The sequence below is a fragment of the Paenirhizobium selenitireducens ATCC BAA-1503 genome, from assembly GCF_900492185.1.
GTDB classification, from domain to species: Bacteria; Pseudomonadota; Alphaproteobacteria; order Rhizobiales; family Rhizobiaceae; genus Allorhizobium; species Allorhizobium selenitireducens_A.
Window position 1 is genome coordinate 134626 of the sequence record NZ_UEYP01000005.1, and the last position, 15326, is coordinate 149951.

The 15326-nt window shown below is 63.2% G+C and carries 14 protein-coding genes; 2 read left to right on the forward strand and 12 right to left on the reverse strand.

Annotation, left to right across the window (positions count from 1 at the left end):
- Positions 1-13: 13 nt before the first annotated feature.
- The 7 genes from atpD to RHIZ70P_RS11015 all read right to left on the reverse strand — a co-directional run bounded on the left by atpD (position 14) and on the right by RHIZ70P_RS11015 (position 8477).
- Positions 14-1477, reverse strand: a complete 1464-nt coding sequence (atpD, locus tag RHIZ70P_RS10985; RefSeq protein WP_115670350.1) for a F0F1 ATP synthase subunit beta — start codon at positions 1475-1477, stop codon at positions 14-16.
- A 24-nt stretch (positions 1478-1501) separates the two neighbouring features.
- A complete protein-coding gene (locus tag RHIZ70P_RS10990; protein WP_115670351.1) occupies positions 1502-2380 on the reverse strand; it encodes a F0F1 ATP synthase subunit gamma in 879 nt (292 codons plus the stop codon).
- 29 nt (positions 2381-2409) lie between these two features.
- On the reverse strand, positions 2410-3939 hold the full coding sequence (atpA, locus tag RHIZ70P_RS10995; protein WP_115670352.1) for a F0F1 ATP synthase subunit alpha: 1530 nt from the start codon (positions 3937-3939) through the stop codon (positions 2410-2412).
- Positions 3939-4505 (reverse strand): F0F1 ATP synthase subunit delta, encoded by a 567-nt coding sequence (locus tag RHIZ70P_RS11000; protein WP_115670353.1) that lies wholly within the window; start codon positions 4503-4505, stop codon positions 3939-3941. Before RHIZ70P_RS11000 ends, atpA begins: the two co-directional genes overlap by 1 nt.
- 261 nt (positions 4506-4766) lie before the next feature.
- Positions 4767-5150, reverse strand: a complete 384-nt coding sequence (locus RHIZ70P_RS11005; RefSeq protein WP_115670354.1) for a DUF4345 domain-containing protein — start codon at positions 5148-5150, stop codon at positions 4767-4769.
- A gap of 123 nt (positions 5151-5273) precedes the next feature.
- Positions 5274-7478, reverse strand: a complete 2205-nt coding sequence (locus tag RHIZ70P_RS11010; protein ID WP_115670355.1) for a primosomal protein N' — start codon at positions 7476-7478, stop codon at positions 5274-5276.
- 93 nt (positions 7479-7571) lie between these two features.
- Complete coding sequence (locus RHIZ70P_RS11015) at positions 7572-8477, reverse strand: GNAT family N-acetyltransferase (protein ID WP_115670356.1); 906 nt, start codon at positions 8475-8477, stop codon at positions 7572-7574.
- A 139-nt stretch (positions 8478-8616) separates the two neighbouring features.
- Between RHIZ70P_RS11015 and RHIZ70P_RS11020 the strand changes: the two genes are divergently transcribed.
- Together RHIZ70P_RS11020 and RHIZ70P_RS11025 are read left to right on the forward strand one after the other, a co-directional pair.
- Positions 8617-9552 (forward strand): tyrosine recombinase XerC, encoded by a 936-nt coding sequence (locus RHIZ70P_RS11020; protein ID WP_181903998.1) that lies wholly within the window; start codon positions 8617-8619, stop codon positions 9550-9552.
- An 81-nt stretch (positions 9553-9633) separates the two neighbouring features.
- Positions 9634-10725 carry a TraB/GumN family protein gene (locus RHIZ70P_RS11025; RefSeq protein WP_115670357.1) on the forward strand — a complete coding sequence of 364 codons (1092 nt, stop codon included), beginning with the start codon at positions 9634-9636 and terminating at the stop codon, positions 10723-10725.
- A 26-nt stretch (positions 10726-10751) separates the two neighbouring features.
- Here the strand turns inward: RHIZ70P_RS11025 and RHIZ70P_RS11030 are convergent, their stop codons facing one another.
- From RHIZ70P_RS11030 to odhB, 5 genes are all read right to left on the reverse strand, one after another.
- Entirely contained in the window at positions 10752-11252 is a 501-nt protein-coding gene (locus RHIZ70P_RS11030) for a cytochrome b (RefSeq protein ID WP_115670358.1), read from the reverse strand.
- A gap of 115 nt (positions 11253-11367) precedes the next feature.
- Positions 11368-12774 carry a dihydrolipoyl dehydrogenase gene (lpdA, locus tag RHIZ70P_RS11035; protein WP_115670359.1) on the reverse strand — a complete coding sequence of 469 codons (1407 nt, stop codon included), beginning with the start codon at positions 12772-12774 and terminating at the stop codon, positions 11368-11370.
- Positions 12775-12811: 37 nt separating this feature from the next.
- Complete coding sequence (locus RHIZ70P_RS11040) at positions 12812-13315, reverse strand: hypothetical protein (RefSeq protein WP_115670360.1); 504 nt, start codon at positions 13313-13315, stop codon at positions 12812-12814.
- 1 nt (position 13316) lies between these two features.
- Positions 13317-13952 (reverse strand): LysE family transporter, encoded by a 636-nt coding sequence (locus RHIZ70P_RS11045; protein WP_115670361.1) that lies wholly within the window; start codon positions 13950-13952, stop codon positions 13317-13319.
- Positions 13953-14047: 95 nt separating this feature from the next.
- Entirely contained in the window at positions 14048-15286 is a 1239-nt protein-coding gene (gene odhB / locus RHIZ70P_RS11050) for a 2-oxoglutarate dehydrogenase complex dihydrolipoyllysine-residue succinyltransferase (RefSeq protein ID WP_115670531.1), read from the reverse strand.
- Positions 15287-15326 lie beyond the last annotated feature (40 nt).

Genomic DNA, 15326 nt, shown 5'->3' on the forward strand with positions numbered 1-15326 from the left:
GCCAGGTCCGTCATCAGGCAGCTTCGGCAGCCAGCTTCTTGGCCTTCTCGACGGCTTCTTCCATCGAACCGACCATGTAGAAGGCGGCTTCCGGCAGATGGTCGTATTCGCCGTTGACCAGGCCCTTAAAGCCCTTGATCGTGTCTTCGAGCGCAACCAGCTTGCCCGGCGAACCGGTGAAGACTTCGGCGACGAAGAACGGCTGCGACAGGAAGCGCTCGATCTTGCGGGCGCGGGCAACCGCGATGCGGTCGTCTTCGGACAGCTCATCCATGCCGAGAATGGCGATGATGTCCTGGAGAGCCTTGTAGCGCTGCAGGGTCGACTGGACCTTACGGGCGACTTCATAGTGCTCTTCACCGACGACCAGCGGGTCGAGCATGCGCGAGGTGGAGTCGAGCGGGTCAACGGCCGGGTAGATGCCCTTTTCGGCGATCGAACGCGACAGAACGGTCGTTGCGTCCAGGTGGGCGAACGAGGTTGCCGGCGCCGGGTCGGTCAAGTCGTCGGCGGGGACGTAAATGGCCTGAACCGAGGTGATCGAACCCTTGGTCGTGGTGGTGATGCGTTCCTGCATCTGACCCATGTCGGTGGCGAGCGTCGGCTGATAACCAACGGCCGACGGGATACGGCCGAGAAGTGCGGACACTTCCGAACCGGCCTGGGTGAAGCGGAAGATGTTGTCGACGAAGAACAGAACGTCCTGGCCCTTGTCGCGGAAGTCTTCGGCGATCGTCAGACCGGTCAGAGCGACGCGAGCGCGGGCACCCGGCGGTTCGTTCATCTGACCGTAAACGAGAGCAGCCTTGGAGCCTTCGCCGCCGCCATGCTTGTTGACGCCCGACTCGATCATTTCGTGATAGAGGTCGTTGCCTTCGCGGGTACGTTCGCCAACACCGGCGAATACCGAGTAACCGCCGTGCGCCTTGGCGACGTTGTTGATGAGTTCCATGATGAGAACCGTCTTGCCGACGCCGGCGCCGCCGAACAGGCCGATCTTGCCGCCCTTGGCGTAAGGCGCGAGAAGGTCGACGACCTTGATGCCGGTGACGAGGATCTGCGCTTCGGTCGACTGCTCGACATAGGTCGGCGCTTCCTGGTGGATGGCGCGCTTGCCGGAAGTGACCAGCGGACCGGCTTCGTCGACGGGCTCGCCGATGACGTTCATGATGCGGCCGAGCGTTTCCGGGCCGACCGGAACGGTGATCGGGGCGCCGGTATCAGACACCGCCTGTCCGCGAACCAGACCTTCGGTCGAGTCCATGGCGATCGTGCGAACCTGGCTTTCGCCGAGGTGCTGGGCAACTTCGAGAACGAGGCGGTTGCCGCCGTTCATCGTTTCCAGCGCGTTCAGGATCGCAGGCAGCTCGCCGTCGAACGCAACGTCGACGACAGCACCGATGACCTGAGTAACCCGGCCTGCGGAGCCGGTTGCGACCTTCGCCGCGGTAGATTTCGGGGTAGCTGCCTTAGCCATGTTTCTTACCCTCTTTCCTTAACCTCAGAGCGCTTCCGCGCCCGAAATGATTTCAATGAGTTCCTTGGTGATCTGAGCCTGGCGCTGACGGTTGTACGAAAGCGTAAGCTTGTTGATCATCTCGCCAGCATTACGCGTCGCATTGTCCATCGCGCTCATCTTGGCGCCCATTTCACCGGCGACGTTTTCAAGCAGGGCCCGGAAGATCTGCACCGAGATGTTGCGCGGAATGAGATCCTCGAGGATCGCACCGGCATCGGGCTCATATTCGTAGACGGCCGACGCACCGGTTGTCGCAACCGCTTCCGGAGCCGCAGCCGGAATCAGCTGCTGTGCGGTCGGCACCTGGCTGATGACGGACTTGAATTCCGAATAGAACAGGGTCGCAACGTCAAACTCGCCCTTGTCGAACATCGAGATGACCTTGCGGCCGATCGTGTCGGCATTCTCGAAAGCGACGCGCTTGACTTCGCGGAGGTCGGTGCGCTCGACGATGTTGGCGGCGAACTCGCGACGCAGGCTGTCATAGCCCTTCTTGCCGACGCAGAAGATCTTGACGGTCTTGCCGGCCGCCAGAAGCTTGCGCGCGTGGTCGCGGGCAAAGCGGGCGATCTGCGAGTTGAAACCGCCGCAAAGGCCGCGCTCGGCGGTGCAGACGATGAGCAGATGCACATCGTCCTTGCCGGTCCCGGTCATCAGCCGGGGTGCGCTGTCGTCGCTGCCGACCGCCTGGGCGATATTGGCAAGGACGGCACCCATGCGCTGCGAATAGGGACGAGCGGCCTCGGCCGCCTCCTGCGCACGACGCAGCTTCGCCGCGGCGACCATTTTCATCGCCTTGGTGATTTTCTGCGTCGCCTTGACGGAGGCGATCCGGTTTTTCAGATCCTTAAGTGAAGGCATCCGTTATCCGTCCTTGGCTTGAGGCCCGATTACGCGAAAGACTTGGCGAACTGATCCAGAGCAGCCTTGAGCTTGCCCTTGGTATCGTCGCTGATGGCTTTCTCCGTGCGGATGGCGTCGAGAATGGCCTTGCCTTCCGAGCGAAGGTAGGAAAGCAGACCCTGCTCGAACTTGCCGATCTGGTTGACGGCGACCTTATCGAGGTAACCGTTGACGCCGGCGAAGATCACGGCAACCTGTTCTTCCGTCTTCAGCGGCGAGAACTGCGGCTGCTTGAGGAGTTCGGTCAGGCGTGCACCGCGGTTCAGCAGGCGCTGCGTCGACGCATCCAGGTCGGAACCGAACTGGGCGAAGGCGGCCATTTCGCGATACTGGGCAAGCTCGCCCTTGATCGAGCCGGCAACCTGCTTCATCGCCTTGATCTGTGCGGCCGAACCGACGCGCGAAACCGACAGACCGACGTTAACGGCCGGACGGATGCCCTGGTAGAACAGGTCGGTTTCGAGGAAGATCTGGCCGTCGGTGATCGAGATCACGTTGGTCGGAATGAAGGCCGAAACGTCGTTACCCTGGGTTTCGATGACCGGCAGAGCGGTCAGCGAGCCGGCGCCACGTTCGTCGGAGAGCTTTGCAGCACGCTCGAGCAGACGCGAATGCAGGTAGAAGACGTCGCCCGGATAGGCTTCGCGGCCCGGCGGACGGCGCAGCAGCAGCGACATCTGGCGGTAAGCGACGGCCTGCTTGGAAAGGTCGTCGTAGCCGATCAGCGCGTGCTGGCCGTTGTCACGGAAGTATTCGCCCATGGCGCAGCCGGCGAACGGCGCGATGTACTGCATCGGGGCCGGATCGGAAGCCGTTGCGGCAACGATGATCGAGTACTTGAGCGCGCCGCGCTCTTCGAGAACCTTGACGAACTGGGCAACCGTCGAACGCTTCTGGCCGATTGCGACGTAGACGCAATAGAGCTTTTCCGAGTCCGGGCCATTGTCGTGAATGGCCTTCTGGTTGAGGATCGTGTCGAGAATGATCGCGGTCTTGCCGGTCTGGCGGTCACCGATGACCAACTCGCGCTGGCCGCGGCCGACCGGGATCAGAGCGTCGATGGCCTTGAGGCCGGTCGACATAGGCTCATGAACCGACTTGCGCGGAATGATGCCCGGAGCCTTGACGTCGACACGCGAGCGCTTCGCAGCGTTGATCGGGCCCTTGCCGTCGATCGGATTGCCGAGCGCGTCGACGACGCGGCCGAGCAGTTCGGGACCGACCGGAACGTCGACGATGGCGCCGGTCCGCTTGACGGTGTCGCCTTCCTTGATGTCACGGTCCGAACCGAAGATAACGACGCCGACATTGTCGGCTTCGAGGTTCAGCGCCATACCCCGGATGCCACCGGGGAACTCGACCATTTCGCCGGCCTGGACATTGTCGAGGCCGTAGACACGGGCAATACCGTCACCGACGGAGAGCACCTGGCCGACTTCGGAGACTTCCGCCTCTTTGCCGAAGTTTTTGATTTGATCTTTCAGAATTGCGGAAATTTCCGCGGCGCGGATATCCATCAGCCAACCTCTTTCAGTGCAAGCTTAAGGGTGGAAAGTTTGGTGCGAAGAGACGTGTCGATCTGGCGCGAGCCGACCTTGACGATCAGGCCACCGAGAATGGACGGGTCGATCGAAACCGCGATCGCAACGTCCTTGCCGGTGACGCTCTTCAGCGCCGCCTTCAATTCGTTTTCCTGTTCGGTAGTAAGTGCGTGCGCCGACGTCACCTCAGCCGAGAGCTCACCGCGATGGCGGGCGGCGATCTGACGGAACGAGGCGATCATGCCGGAAATGACAAACAGACGGCGATTGCCGGCGACGACCTTCAGGAAGTTCGCCACAAGAGCACCGAGACCGGCCTTCTCACTGAGGGCAACAACCGCCTTGGTCTGATCCTCGGCCGAGAAAACCGGCGAGAGCACCAACCGCTTCAGGTCGTCGCTCGAATCGATCATCGCCTGGAAACGATTGAGATCGGCGCCGACCGCGTCGAGCGAGCCAGCCTCGAGGGCAAGCTCGAAAAGCGATGACGCATAGCGCTCCGCCACGCCTGAAATGACTTGGGATGTGTCTGCCACGGGCAAAATATTCCCTGCTTTTGACCCAGGATGCCCGCCACCCCTGAATGGGACAAACATCATCCTGAAATCGTTAGGTTTTTCTTGAAAAACACAAAGGTCGCCCGCTTGTGTTTTTCGAATTTCGCGGTCCGTCTAGCATAGGAACTGTGGACTCGCAACACGCGTAATAACGGAATAAGCCTTAAGGACAAGGCCTTGGCGCCAAAATTCTCCGAATCCGCGCCAAATTGGTGTGAGCATGCGGTGAAGGCATGGACTTTCTCTTCAGAGGAGTCCGAAAACGTAGGAAAGCGGCATTGCCGCAAGGATTACCTCTACTACCAGAAGTAGCAGATTGCGAAGGGTATTTCCTCGATCGGACATGATCGACAGGATCCGCCCGAACGCCGCGAGGGCCATTGCTGCCCCGAAGGCGAGATAGAGCGTCGGCTGGGCCAGCATGAGGGCCGTTCCGGAAAATCCGACGACCAGTCCGCCTGCGGCACGCACCGCGCCAAGTCCCTCCGGGCGCAGGTTCCGAGGTTCAAGGGCAAAGAATTTGAGGGTCAGACCCGGCGCGAACATCGCCAATGCACCGATCAGGGCGGCGACTGCCGCCGCGCCGAAGGCGAGCTGCTCGCCGAATTCCGTCGGAAAATAGAACTCCATCCTTGTTCCTCGTCTCAAAGCAAATCGAACGCGGCGCTTATCGCACAAAGCGGCGCCTGGAGATATTGCGGACCGGCATTTTCCGTCGCTTTCCGATGCGGTCGCAGCACCCCGTGGCGCGGCTCAAAGGAAGCTCTGCGGATCGACGTCGACCTGTACCTGGATCGAGCGGCGTTCCTTGGGGCCATTGGCAAGCATCGCCCGGACGAAACCCTGCATGTCGCTGCTGCGCCGGCCATGCACCAGAAGCCGGAAGCGGTGACGACCCCGGATCAGGGCGAGCGGCGCTTCCGCCGGGCCGAGAATGGCAATGTCGCGCTCGACCGGCGCCGTCTGGCGCAGCTGCCGCGCATGGGTTTCCGCTTCGGCGCGGCTGTCGGCGGAAACGATGATCGAGACCAGCCGGCCGAAGGGCGGAAGGGCCGCCCGCTCGCGCTCGGCGATCTCGCGCTCGTAGAAGGCCGAGGCATCGCCGGAGACCAGCGCCTGCATCACCGGATGCATCGGCTGGAAGGTCTGCAGCAAGCCATGGCTCTTGCGACCGGTGCGGCCAGCGCGGCCGGTCACCTGCGACAGAAGCTGGAAGGTGCGTTCAGCCGCGCGCGGGTCGCCATTGGCAAGGCCGATATCGGCGTCGACGATGCCGACCAGCGTCATCAGCGGGAAATTATGGCCCTTGGCGACGAGCTGGGTGCCGATGACGATATCCGCCTCGCCATTGGCGATCGCTTCGAGCTCGAGTCTGAGCCGTTTGACGCCCCCGAGGTCGGAGGAGAGCACCAGTGTGCGCGCATCGGGGAAATGCTTCTCCACCTCCTCGGCAATGCGCTCGACGCCGGGCCCACAGGCGACGAGATGGTCGAGCGTGCCACATTCCGGGCAGGCCTGCGGCGTCGGTTCGGAATAGCCGCATTGGTGGCACTGGATCTGGCCCCGGAAACGGTGTTCGACCAGCCAGCTCGAGCATTGCGGGCACTGGAACCGGTGACCGCAGACGCGGCAAAGGGTGAGCGGCGCATAGCCCCGTCGGTTGAGAAACAGCAGCGCCTGCTCCTTGCGCTCGATTGTCCTGCCGACGGCCCGGAGTAGCAGCGGCGAAAGAAAGCCGCCACGCTCCGGCGGATGGCGGCGCATGTCGATCAGATGCAGATCCGGCAGCGCTGCATCGGCAAAGCGCGTCGGCAGATGGATGCGTTTATAACGCCCGGCCTGGCAGTTCACCTGGCTCTCCACCGAAGGGGTCGCGGAAACCAGCACGACCGGGAAGCCGGCGATCCGCGCCCGCACCACCGCCATGTCGCGCGCATTGTAGAAGACACGATCTTCCTGCTTGAAGGCCGGGTCATGCTCTTCGTCGACGATGATCAGCCCCAGATCCTCGAACGGCAGGAAGAGCGCCGAGCGCGCCCCGGCAACGACGCGGATCTCGCCGGTCGCCGCTTGCCGCCAAACCTTTTCACGGGTGCGGGTCGCCAGATCCGAATGCCACTCGCCGGGCTTGGCGCCGAAGCGATCCTGAAAACGCTCGAGGAAATTGGCGGTGAGCGCGATTTCCGGCAGCAGGATCAGCACCTGGCGTCCCTGCCGCAACGTTTCGGCGATCGCCTCGAAATAGACCTCCGTCTTGCCCGAGCCCGTGACACCGTCGATCAGCGCCACAGAGAAGCCACCCTTGCGGATGCCGTCGAGAATCTCGTCCGCGGCCTCCTTCTGCGGCCCGGCGAGACGGTGTTCGGCAAAATCGGGGTCGGGTCTCGCCACCAGCGGCGGCGGCGGCAGGAAGACAGTCTCGAACACGCCCTGGGCGGCGAGACCGTCGATCACGCTGGTCGACACACCGCTCGCATGGGCAAGACCGCTCTTCGTCCAGGAAAGCCCGTCGCCGGCGAGATCGAGTACCTTGCGCCGGGCCGGCGTCATCCTTTCCGGCTCCATGCCGGAGAAGCGGAAGCCCTCGACCATCGGCTCAGGGTCCAGAGCGGCCGGCGCGCGCAGCGCCATGCGGGCCACATAGCCCGGCGGCGATAGCGTATAGGCGGCGACCCAGTCGAGAAAGGTTCGCATGGGCCCGTCGAGCGGCGGGCAGTCGAACACCTTGGTGATCGATCGCAGCTTCTTCGGATCGACGCTGCCGGCCTCCGGGCCATCCCAGACGACGCCGATTACCTGGCGCGGTCCGAGCGGCACCTGCACGACCGAACCCGGCTCCACGGGCATGCCATCGGGCACCGCATAGCTATAGGCGACGGGCGCCGGCATGGGCACCAGAACGGGCACGACACGGGAAGAGGGCAGCGGGCCGAACAGTCCGGGCGAATCGTCTTTCATGGGACGTCATGTTTGCCCCTCCCCGATCGTAAAGAAAACCGAAAAGGCTGGGGGCGAGCGACGAAGGGAGGCGAGTCCCGGGGAGCCGAAGTCTCAGCCGCCGAAACGGAACTGCGCATTGCCGTCGGCGGCGAGTGCGTGGACGGTATGCCGCTCCAACGCGGCCGTCACCTCGACCGGATCTCCGCCAAGACGGTCGGGTTCGATCAGGTTGCCGATGGTGAAGTCGAAGCGGTCACCCTTCTTGTTGAGCAGTTCGTAGAACACCGTCATGTCGCGAAGCTCGGTCGACCACTTGGCGAACCAGTAGAACAGGCCGGAATTGCGGGCCAACATGTTGACCGGCAGGATCGGCAGATTGTACTTGCGGGCGAGCCCCACGGCCGAGGTCTTCCACGGCCGCTCGTTCAAGCGTCCGTTCGCCCAGTAGGCGATGCGCCCGGAGGGGAAGAGCACGGTCGCCTTCTGCTCCTGCACGGCTCGCGTGGTAAGCTGAAGGGTTTCACGCGCCTTGAGCTTGGACTTGTGTTCCTCGCGCCATTCCACCGGGATGATGATCTCGGCGAAACGCGGATTGACGCGGATCGCATCGCGATTGGCGAAGAACATCATGTCGGGGCGGGTATTCTTCAAAAGATCGAACACGGCCACGCCGTCGGCGATGCCGGTCGGGTGGTTGCTGACCATGATGAAGCCGCCCTGGCCGGGGATGCGTTCGCCATAACGGACATTGATGTCGAGCTGGAGGATGCCGCTCAGATAGTCGAAGGCCTGGAAGCCCGGCATGTTGGCGATGTCGTTGGCGAACTCGATCGCCTTGGCATAACGCAGCAATGTGTAGAGAAACGGCCGCATGACCGGCCAGAGCGGGTTGTGAACGATCTTCTCGCCCCGCTCGGCGATCAAAGTATCGACGATATGGCCCGGCTTCCCCTGGGAGACCAGCGCGACCGCCTCGGCGAACTGCCCGAAGGTCGTCATCGAATCACGGCGCGTCATCTGGAACTCCGACTATTTTCGATCAATTTCTATTGCAGTCCAATGTGATCGAAGCATGACAGACAGAACCGCGTTAGCCATTCCCTAACGCTGGGGGTGCATGTTGGCGGAGCATTCAAAATAAGTAAAGGAAGCGGGTGTGGACGAGTTGTTGATCCTCGCGGCCGACGATCTGATGGCCGAACGCGGCGCCTGGCTTGCAAGCCTTGGCGGAGAACGGCGCCTTTCGGGCAATACGCTGGAGGCCTATGAGCGCGACACGCGCCAGTTCCTGCGCTTCCTCACCACCCATGTCGGCGGGCCTGCGACCATCAAGGACGTCTCTGCCCTTCGCCCGGCGGACCTGCGCGCCTTCCTTGCCTTCCGCCGCAAGCAGGGCGCGGGCGCCCGCTCGCTCGGCCGGCATCTGGCGGGCCTGCGCTCCTTCCTCAGGCACCTCGAGCGCAAGGGGCTGGTCAACGCCGCCGGTGCCGGCGCGATACGGTCACCGAAACAACCGAAGTCGCTTCCAAAACCCCTGAGCGGCACCCAGGCGATGAACGTGGTCAGCCAGGAAGCACAGATGAATGAGGAGCCTTGGATCGCCGCGCGCGACGCCGCCGTGCTGACCCTGCTCTACGGCTGCGGGCTGCGCATCTCCGAGGCGCTCGATCTCACCCCTTCGGCTTTCGCCGGCAATCCGACCTCGCTTCGCATCACCGGCAAGGGCGCGAAGACCCGGCTGGTCCCGTTGCTGCCGGTCGTCAACGAGGCGGTCGCGACCTATGTCAAACTCTGCCCCTACCATCTGGAGGCCGGTGAACCCCTGTTTCGCGGCGCGCGCGGCGGAAAGCTGCAGCCGGCGATCATCCAGCGCGAGATGCAGCGCCTGCGTTCGGCGCTCGGCCTGCCGGACTCGGCGACGCCCCACGCGCTGCGCCACTCCTTTGCCACTCACCTTCTCGGCAGCGGCGGAGATCTGCGCACCATCCAGGAACTGCTCGGCCATGCCAGCCTGTCGACCACCCAGGTCTATACCGGCGTGGACGCCGCACGGCTCCTCGACGTCTACGAACGCGCCCATCCTCGCGCCTGAGCACGGCGCCGTTAACCACATGCGTTAAGGGAACGTGAGTAGGCGGGCCACTAGATTGCCGCGATTGAAACGGACATCCCCATGATCGCGCACTCCTTCGACCGGCTTCGCCAGCGAATTCCTTTTTCCTCTGCCGGCGACGTCGCGCTCTGGCTGATCGCCGCGCTGCATGTGGCCCTGTTCATCGCCACCGCTTTCGTGCTGTTCTCCGTCTCCCCGGCGAGAGCGGCGGAACCACCGACCTGCACGGGCGAAGACCTGTTGCCCGCCCTGCAAAAGACCGATCCCGCGGCCTACGACAAGATCGTCGCCGAGGCAGCCAAGACGCCGAACGGCAAGGGCATATTCTGGAAGATCGAGAAGGCGGGCGTCCAACCTTCATACCTTCTTGGGACCATGCACGTCACCGACCCGCGCGTGCTGACCATGCCGGAAGCCGCGCGCAAAGCTGCGGCCGAAGCCTCGACCATCGTCATCGAATCCGACGAGATTCTCGACGAGAAGAAGGCTGCGGCGGCAATGCTGATGCATCCTGAACTGACCATGTTCACCGACGGCACGACGATCCGCGATCATCTGTCGAATGAAGATGCCGAAAAGCTGGAGAAGGGCCTCAAGGCCCGCGGCCTTTCCCTTGCCGCGGTCGCACGCATGAAGCCGTGGATCCTGTCGAGCTTCGTCGCCCTTCCCGCCTGCGAACTGGCTCGCAAGGCGGCGGGAGCTTCCTTCCTCGACAAGCAGATCGCCGAAGACGCGATCAAGGCGGGAAAGAGGGTCGCAGGCCTGGAGACCCTGGCCGAACAATTGCAGGCGATGGCCGACCTGCCGGTCGAGTTCCATCTGCAGGCGCTGATCGAAACGCTCGAACTCGGCGACAGGATGGACGACGTCATCGAGACCATGACCGCGCTCTATATCGCCGGCGACATCGGCATGACCATGCCCACGCTTGAGGCCGTTGCGCCCACTGAACTCGGCAAGGACGAAAGCGCCTATGCCGCCTTCGAGAAACGAATCGTCACCGACCGCAACAGGATCATGGCGGAACGTGCCGCGCCGATACTGTCGGAGGGCAACACCTTCATCGCTGTCGGGGCCCTGCACCTTCCGGGCGACGAGGGCCTGGTCGAACTCATCCGCCAACAGGGTTTCACGGTCAGCGTCATCGAGTGACGGCGCCGACCGCGTCGCTTGCAGTCTCAGCCCTTGGTCATGCGTTGGGCCACAGGCGTCTTCCAGACGAACTGGTGGACCAGAACCGCGCCGACATGCACGACGATCAGCACCCACATGACGAGCTTCATCGGGCCTGCATGCGGTCCGCCGGCAGCCTCCACGCCGCCGTAATAGGCCAGCGCACCGCTGATCGGCATGGCGAAGAACAGCAGATAGAAGGCGCCGTGGGCGACCTTGGCGGCAAGCCTTCCCAGCGGCGGCTCTTCGGCGAGGGCCTCCGGCGCGCCATGGGTGAGGCGCAGAACCACCCGGATGACAGCAAGACAGAGCACGGCGATGCCGACATAGGCATGGATATTGGCCGAGGCGATCATGTCGGGCGTGGGGGTCTGCCCCTCCTCGACCGCCTCGGAGAGCTCTTCCATGGCTTCGGCAAAGAGCAGGTTGAAAAGGATGAGACCGGCCATCAGCCAGTGAATGAGACGCTGCGGGATGGAATAGGACAAAACGAGGGAGGACGCCATTTTCTTGCCTTTCGTCAATCGGTTAAGGGCAATTGCGTCCGGATGATAAAGGCCGCGTCCTGCATGGCAAGACGCGGCCCGGAAGATGGAGAAGATTTAACCTTCAGATGGCCAATTACATATGGATCGGCTTGAAGAAGGTGGCAAGCGCCGCCTCCTTGACGGCCTCCGACATGGTCGGATGCGCATGGCAGGTGCGGCCGAGGTCTTCCGACGAACCGCCGAACTCCATCAGGACTGCGGCCTCGTGGATCATCTCGCCGGCGCCGAAGCCGACGATGTGGACGCCGAGAACCCGGTCGGTGTCCTTGTCGGCCAGAACCTTGACGAAGCCATCGGTCGCCTGCATGGCGCGGGCGCGGCCATTGGCGGTGAACGGGAACTTGCCGGCCTTGTAGGAAACGCCAGCCGCCTTCAGCTCTTCCTCGGTCTTGCCGACGGAGGCGACTTCCGGCTGGGTGTAGACGACCCCCGGGATGACGTCATAGTTCACATGACCGTGCTGGCCGGCCAGGATCTCGGCCAGCGCCACGCCTTCGTCCTCGGCCTTGTGGGCGAGCATCGGGCCCTTCACCACGTCGCCGATGGCATAGATGCCGGCGACATTGGTGCGGTAGTAGCCGTCGATCTCGACGCGACCGCGACCGTCGAGCGCAACGCCGGCTTCGGCCAGGCCAAGACCCTCGGTATAGGGCTTGCGACCGGTGGCGATCAGCACGACGTCGGCATCGATCGTCTGGGCTTCGCCACCCTTGACCGGTTCGAAGGTGACCTTCGCGCCGTTTTCGGCCTTCTGGACGCCGGTGACCTTGGCGCCGAGGTTGAATTCCATGCCCTGCTTGGCGAGCATCCGCTGGAACTGCTTGGAAACATCGCCGTCCATGCCGCCGAGGATGGTATCGAGATATTCGACGACGGTGACCTTGGCGCCGAGGCGCATCCAGACCGAGCCGAGCTCGAGGCCGATGACGCCGCCACCGACGACCACCATCTTGCCCGGAACCTTGTCGAGCGCGATGCCCCCTGTCGACGAGACGATCACCTTTTCATCAATCTCCACGGCAACGCCGGGAATGCCGGCGACGTCGGAGCCGGTGGCGATGACGATGTTCTTCGTCTCGAGGATCTGCTCTTCGCCCTTGTCATTGGTGACGGAAACCTTGCCGGCGGAAACGATCTTGCCGGTGCCCTGGATGCCGTCGATCTTGTTCTTCTTGAACAGGAAGGAGACACCCTCGACGTTCGACTTCACGGTCGCATCCTTGTGCGCCATCATCTTTTCAAGATTAAGCTTCGGTGCGGCAACCTCGACGCCCAGCGTGTCCATGCCGTGGGCGGCATGGTGGAACATCTCGGAGGCGTGCAGCAGCGCCTTGGACGGAATGCAGCCGACGTTCAGGCAGGTGCCGCCATAGGTGGCACGCTTTTCGACCACGGCCACCTTGAGGCCAAGCTGGGCCGCCTTGATCGCGCAGACATAACCGCCCGGACCACTTCCGATTACCACCACATCATAAGCCATCGTATCGTTCCTTCGACTGTTACAGTGCCGTCGCCCGTCAGGCCTTGGGCGAACATTGTTTGAATGAGAAAATATCCCAGGGCGTGGTCGTCATGGCCGCGCCAAAGGCAGATGCCGCGATCACCGGGCCGAAGCCCGGCAGGATGAGGCTGTCCGGCGCATCGGCGCCTTCATCAGGGATCAAATCGACCTGCCCGGTCGCCTTGTCGGCCGCGTAGATAATGCCCTTCCAGATGGTGCAGGCGGCGATGTCCGCGCCCGTCACGTCGCCCTCAGGGCAATTGTCGAGCGCCATCGCCACGGGCCGTTCGATCTCGGGGTCGTAGAGCACATGCCCATCGACCTTCATCTTCGCATTCGACGAAACGAGCGTGAATCGATGGCTGAGGGGCGTATTCTCGCCACTTGCATCGAAACGAAGCTCAACACCGGCTTCCGGTTCCGCATAGACGGCACGTTCAATCGGGCAATCAGCGGCGGCGGCCGGGAAAGCGCCGGCGACCCAAGCAGCAGCGATGGACGACGTCAGGCGCATCTTCATCTCAGTTGGCCCTTGCCGCCGCGAGCTTCAGGCCGAAGGCAATGAACACGAGGCCCGAAGCCCGGTTGATCCATTTGCTCATGCGAGCAAAGACCGAGCGCATGCGCGGCGTGGTCATGAAGAAGGAGACGCCGACGAACCAGGCAATCAGGCAGGTCGCCATGACCAGGCCATAGCCGAACTTCACCGTGCCCGGCGTCGAGGCGCTGACCAGGGCGGAGAAGATCGACAGGAAGAACAGGACCGGCTTCGGATTGAGCGCATTGGCAAGGAAGCCGAGGCCGAAAGCGCGAAAGGCGCTCTGACGCGGGGCTTCCACCTCGCCGGTTGCGGGATCGAGATCCGTTTTGCCCGCGCGCAAGGCCATGACGCCCATGTAGATCAGGTAGGCGGCACCCACCCACTTGATGATGGCGAAGAGCAGCAGCGATTGCGAAATGATGAGCCCGAGACCGAGGATCGTATAGGTCACATGAAACATCAGCGACGTGCCGATGCCCACGCTGGTCAGGATCGCCGCGCGCCGTCCGTGCACCATGGCCTGGCGCATGACCATGGCCGTATCGGCTCCCGGCGCGACGATCGCGAAGGAGAAGACGGCCATCAGCGAGGCGAGTTCCAGGAGATAGGCGTGCATCTTCGCTTTCCTTCCGACGTCGTCGCGGCCCTTGGACCGACACTATGCCGGATCGAACGGGAGGCCACCAGAGGCAGCCTCCCAGAGGTTCGGTCTTAGAGATCGAGAACCAGACGCTCCGGATCTTCCAGGCTTTCCTTGACGCGCACCAGGAAGGTGACGGCTTCCTTGCCGTCGACGATGCGGTGGTCGTAGGAGAGCGCGAGATACATCATCGGCCGGATGACCACCTGGCCGCCGATGGCGACCGGACGCTCCTGGATCTTGTGCATGCCGAGGATACCCGACTGCGGCGCATTCAGGATCGGCGAGGACATCAGCGAACCGTAGACGCCACCGTTGGAGATGGTGAAGGTGCCGCCCTGCATGTCGGCCATCGACAGCGCGCCGTCACGGGCGAGCTTGCCGAGGCGGCCGATATCCTTCTCGATTTCGGCGATCGACATCTGGTCGGCATCGCGCACGATCGGCACGACGAGGCCCTTGTCGGTGCCGACGGCAACGCCGATATGGCAGTAGTTCTTGTAGACGATGTCGGTGCCGTCGATCTCGGCGTTGACCGCCGGGAGTTCCTTGAGCGCGTGGGTCACGGCCTTGGTGAAGAAGCCCATGAAGCCGAGCTTCACGCCATGCTTCTTCTCGAAGATGTCCTTGTACTTGTTGCGCAGGCTCATGACCGCCGACATGTCCACCTCGTTATAGGTGGTCAGCATGGCCGCGGTGTTCTGGGCATCCTTGAGGCGCTTGGCGATCGTCTGGCGCAGGCGGGTCATCTTGACGCGCTCTTCGCGAACCGCATCGTCGGCGGCCGAGGGCGCGCGCGGAGCAACTGCCGGGGCCGGGGCGGCAGCCGTCGTCACACCCTTGGCGACGGCAGCGATCACGTCACCCTTGAGAACCTGGCCGCGCTTGCCGGTGCCTTCGACCTGATCGGCCGAAAGATTGTTCTCAGCCAGCATCTTGGCCGCGGCCGGAGCGGCCGGCATGGAGCCGGAGGCAGCAGCAGGAGCGGACGCTACCGGTGCAGCGGGGGCGGGGGCGGCAGCGGCCGCAGGTGCAGCCGGCTTCGCCGGTTCTGCGGAAACAGCGCCGGCGGCGCCTTCGGCGATCTGGCCGAGGAGAGCGCCGAGACCGACGGTTTCGCCGTTCTGGGCAACGATTTCCGTCAGGACGCCGGACGCCGGCGCGGGGACTTCGACGGTGACCTTGTCGGTTTCCAGCTCGACGAGCGGCTCGTCGGCCTTGACGACGTCGCCGACCTTCTTGAACCAGGTGCCGATGGTGGCTTCGCTGACGGATTCACCGAGGGTGGGTACGCGGATTTCTGTTGCCATGATCTCAATTCCGTTGATCAGAGAATGTTTCTGTCGATGG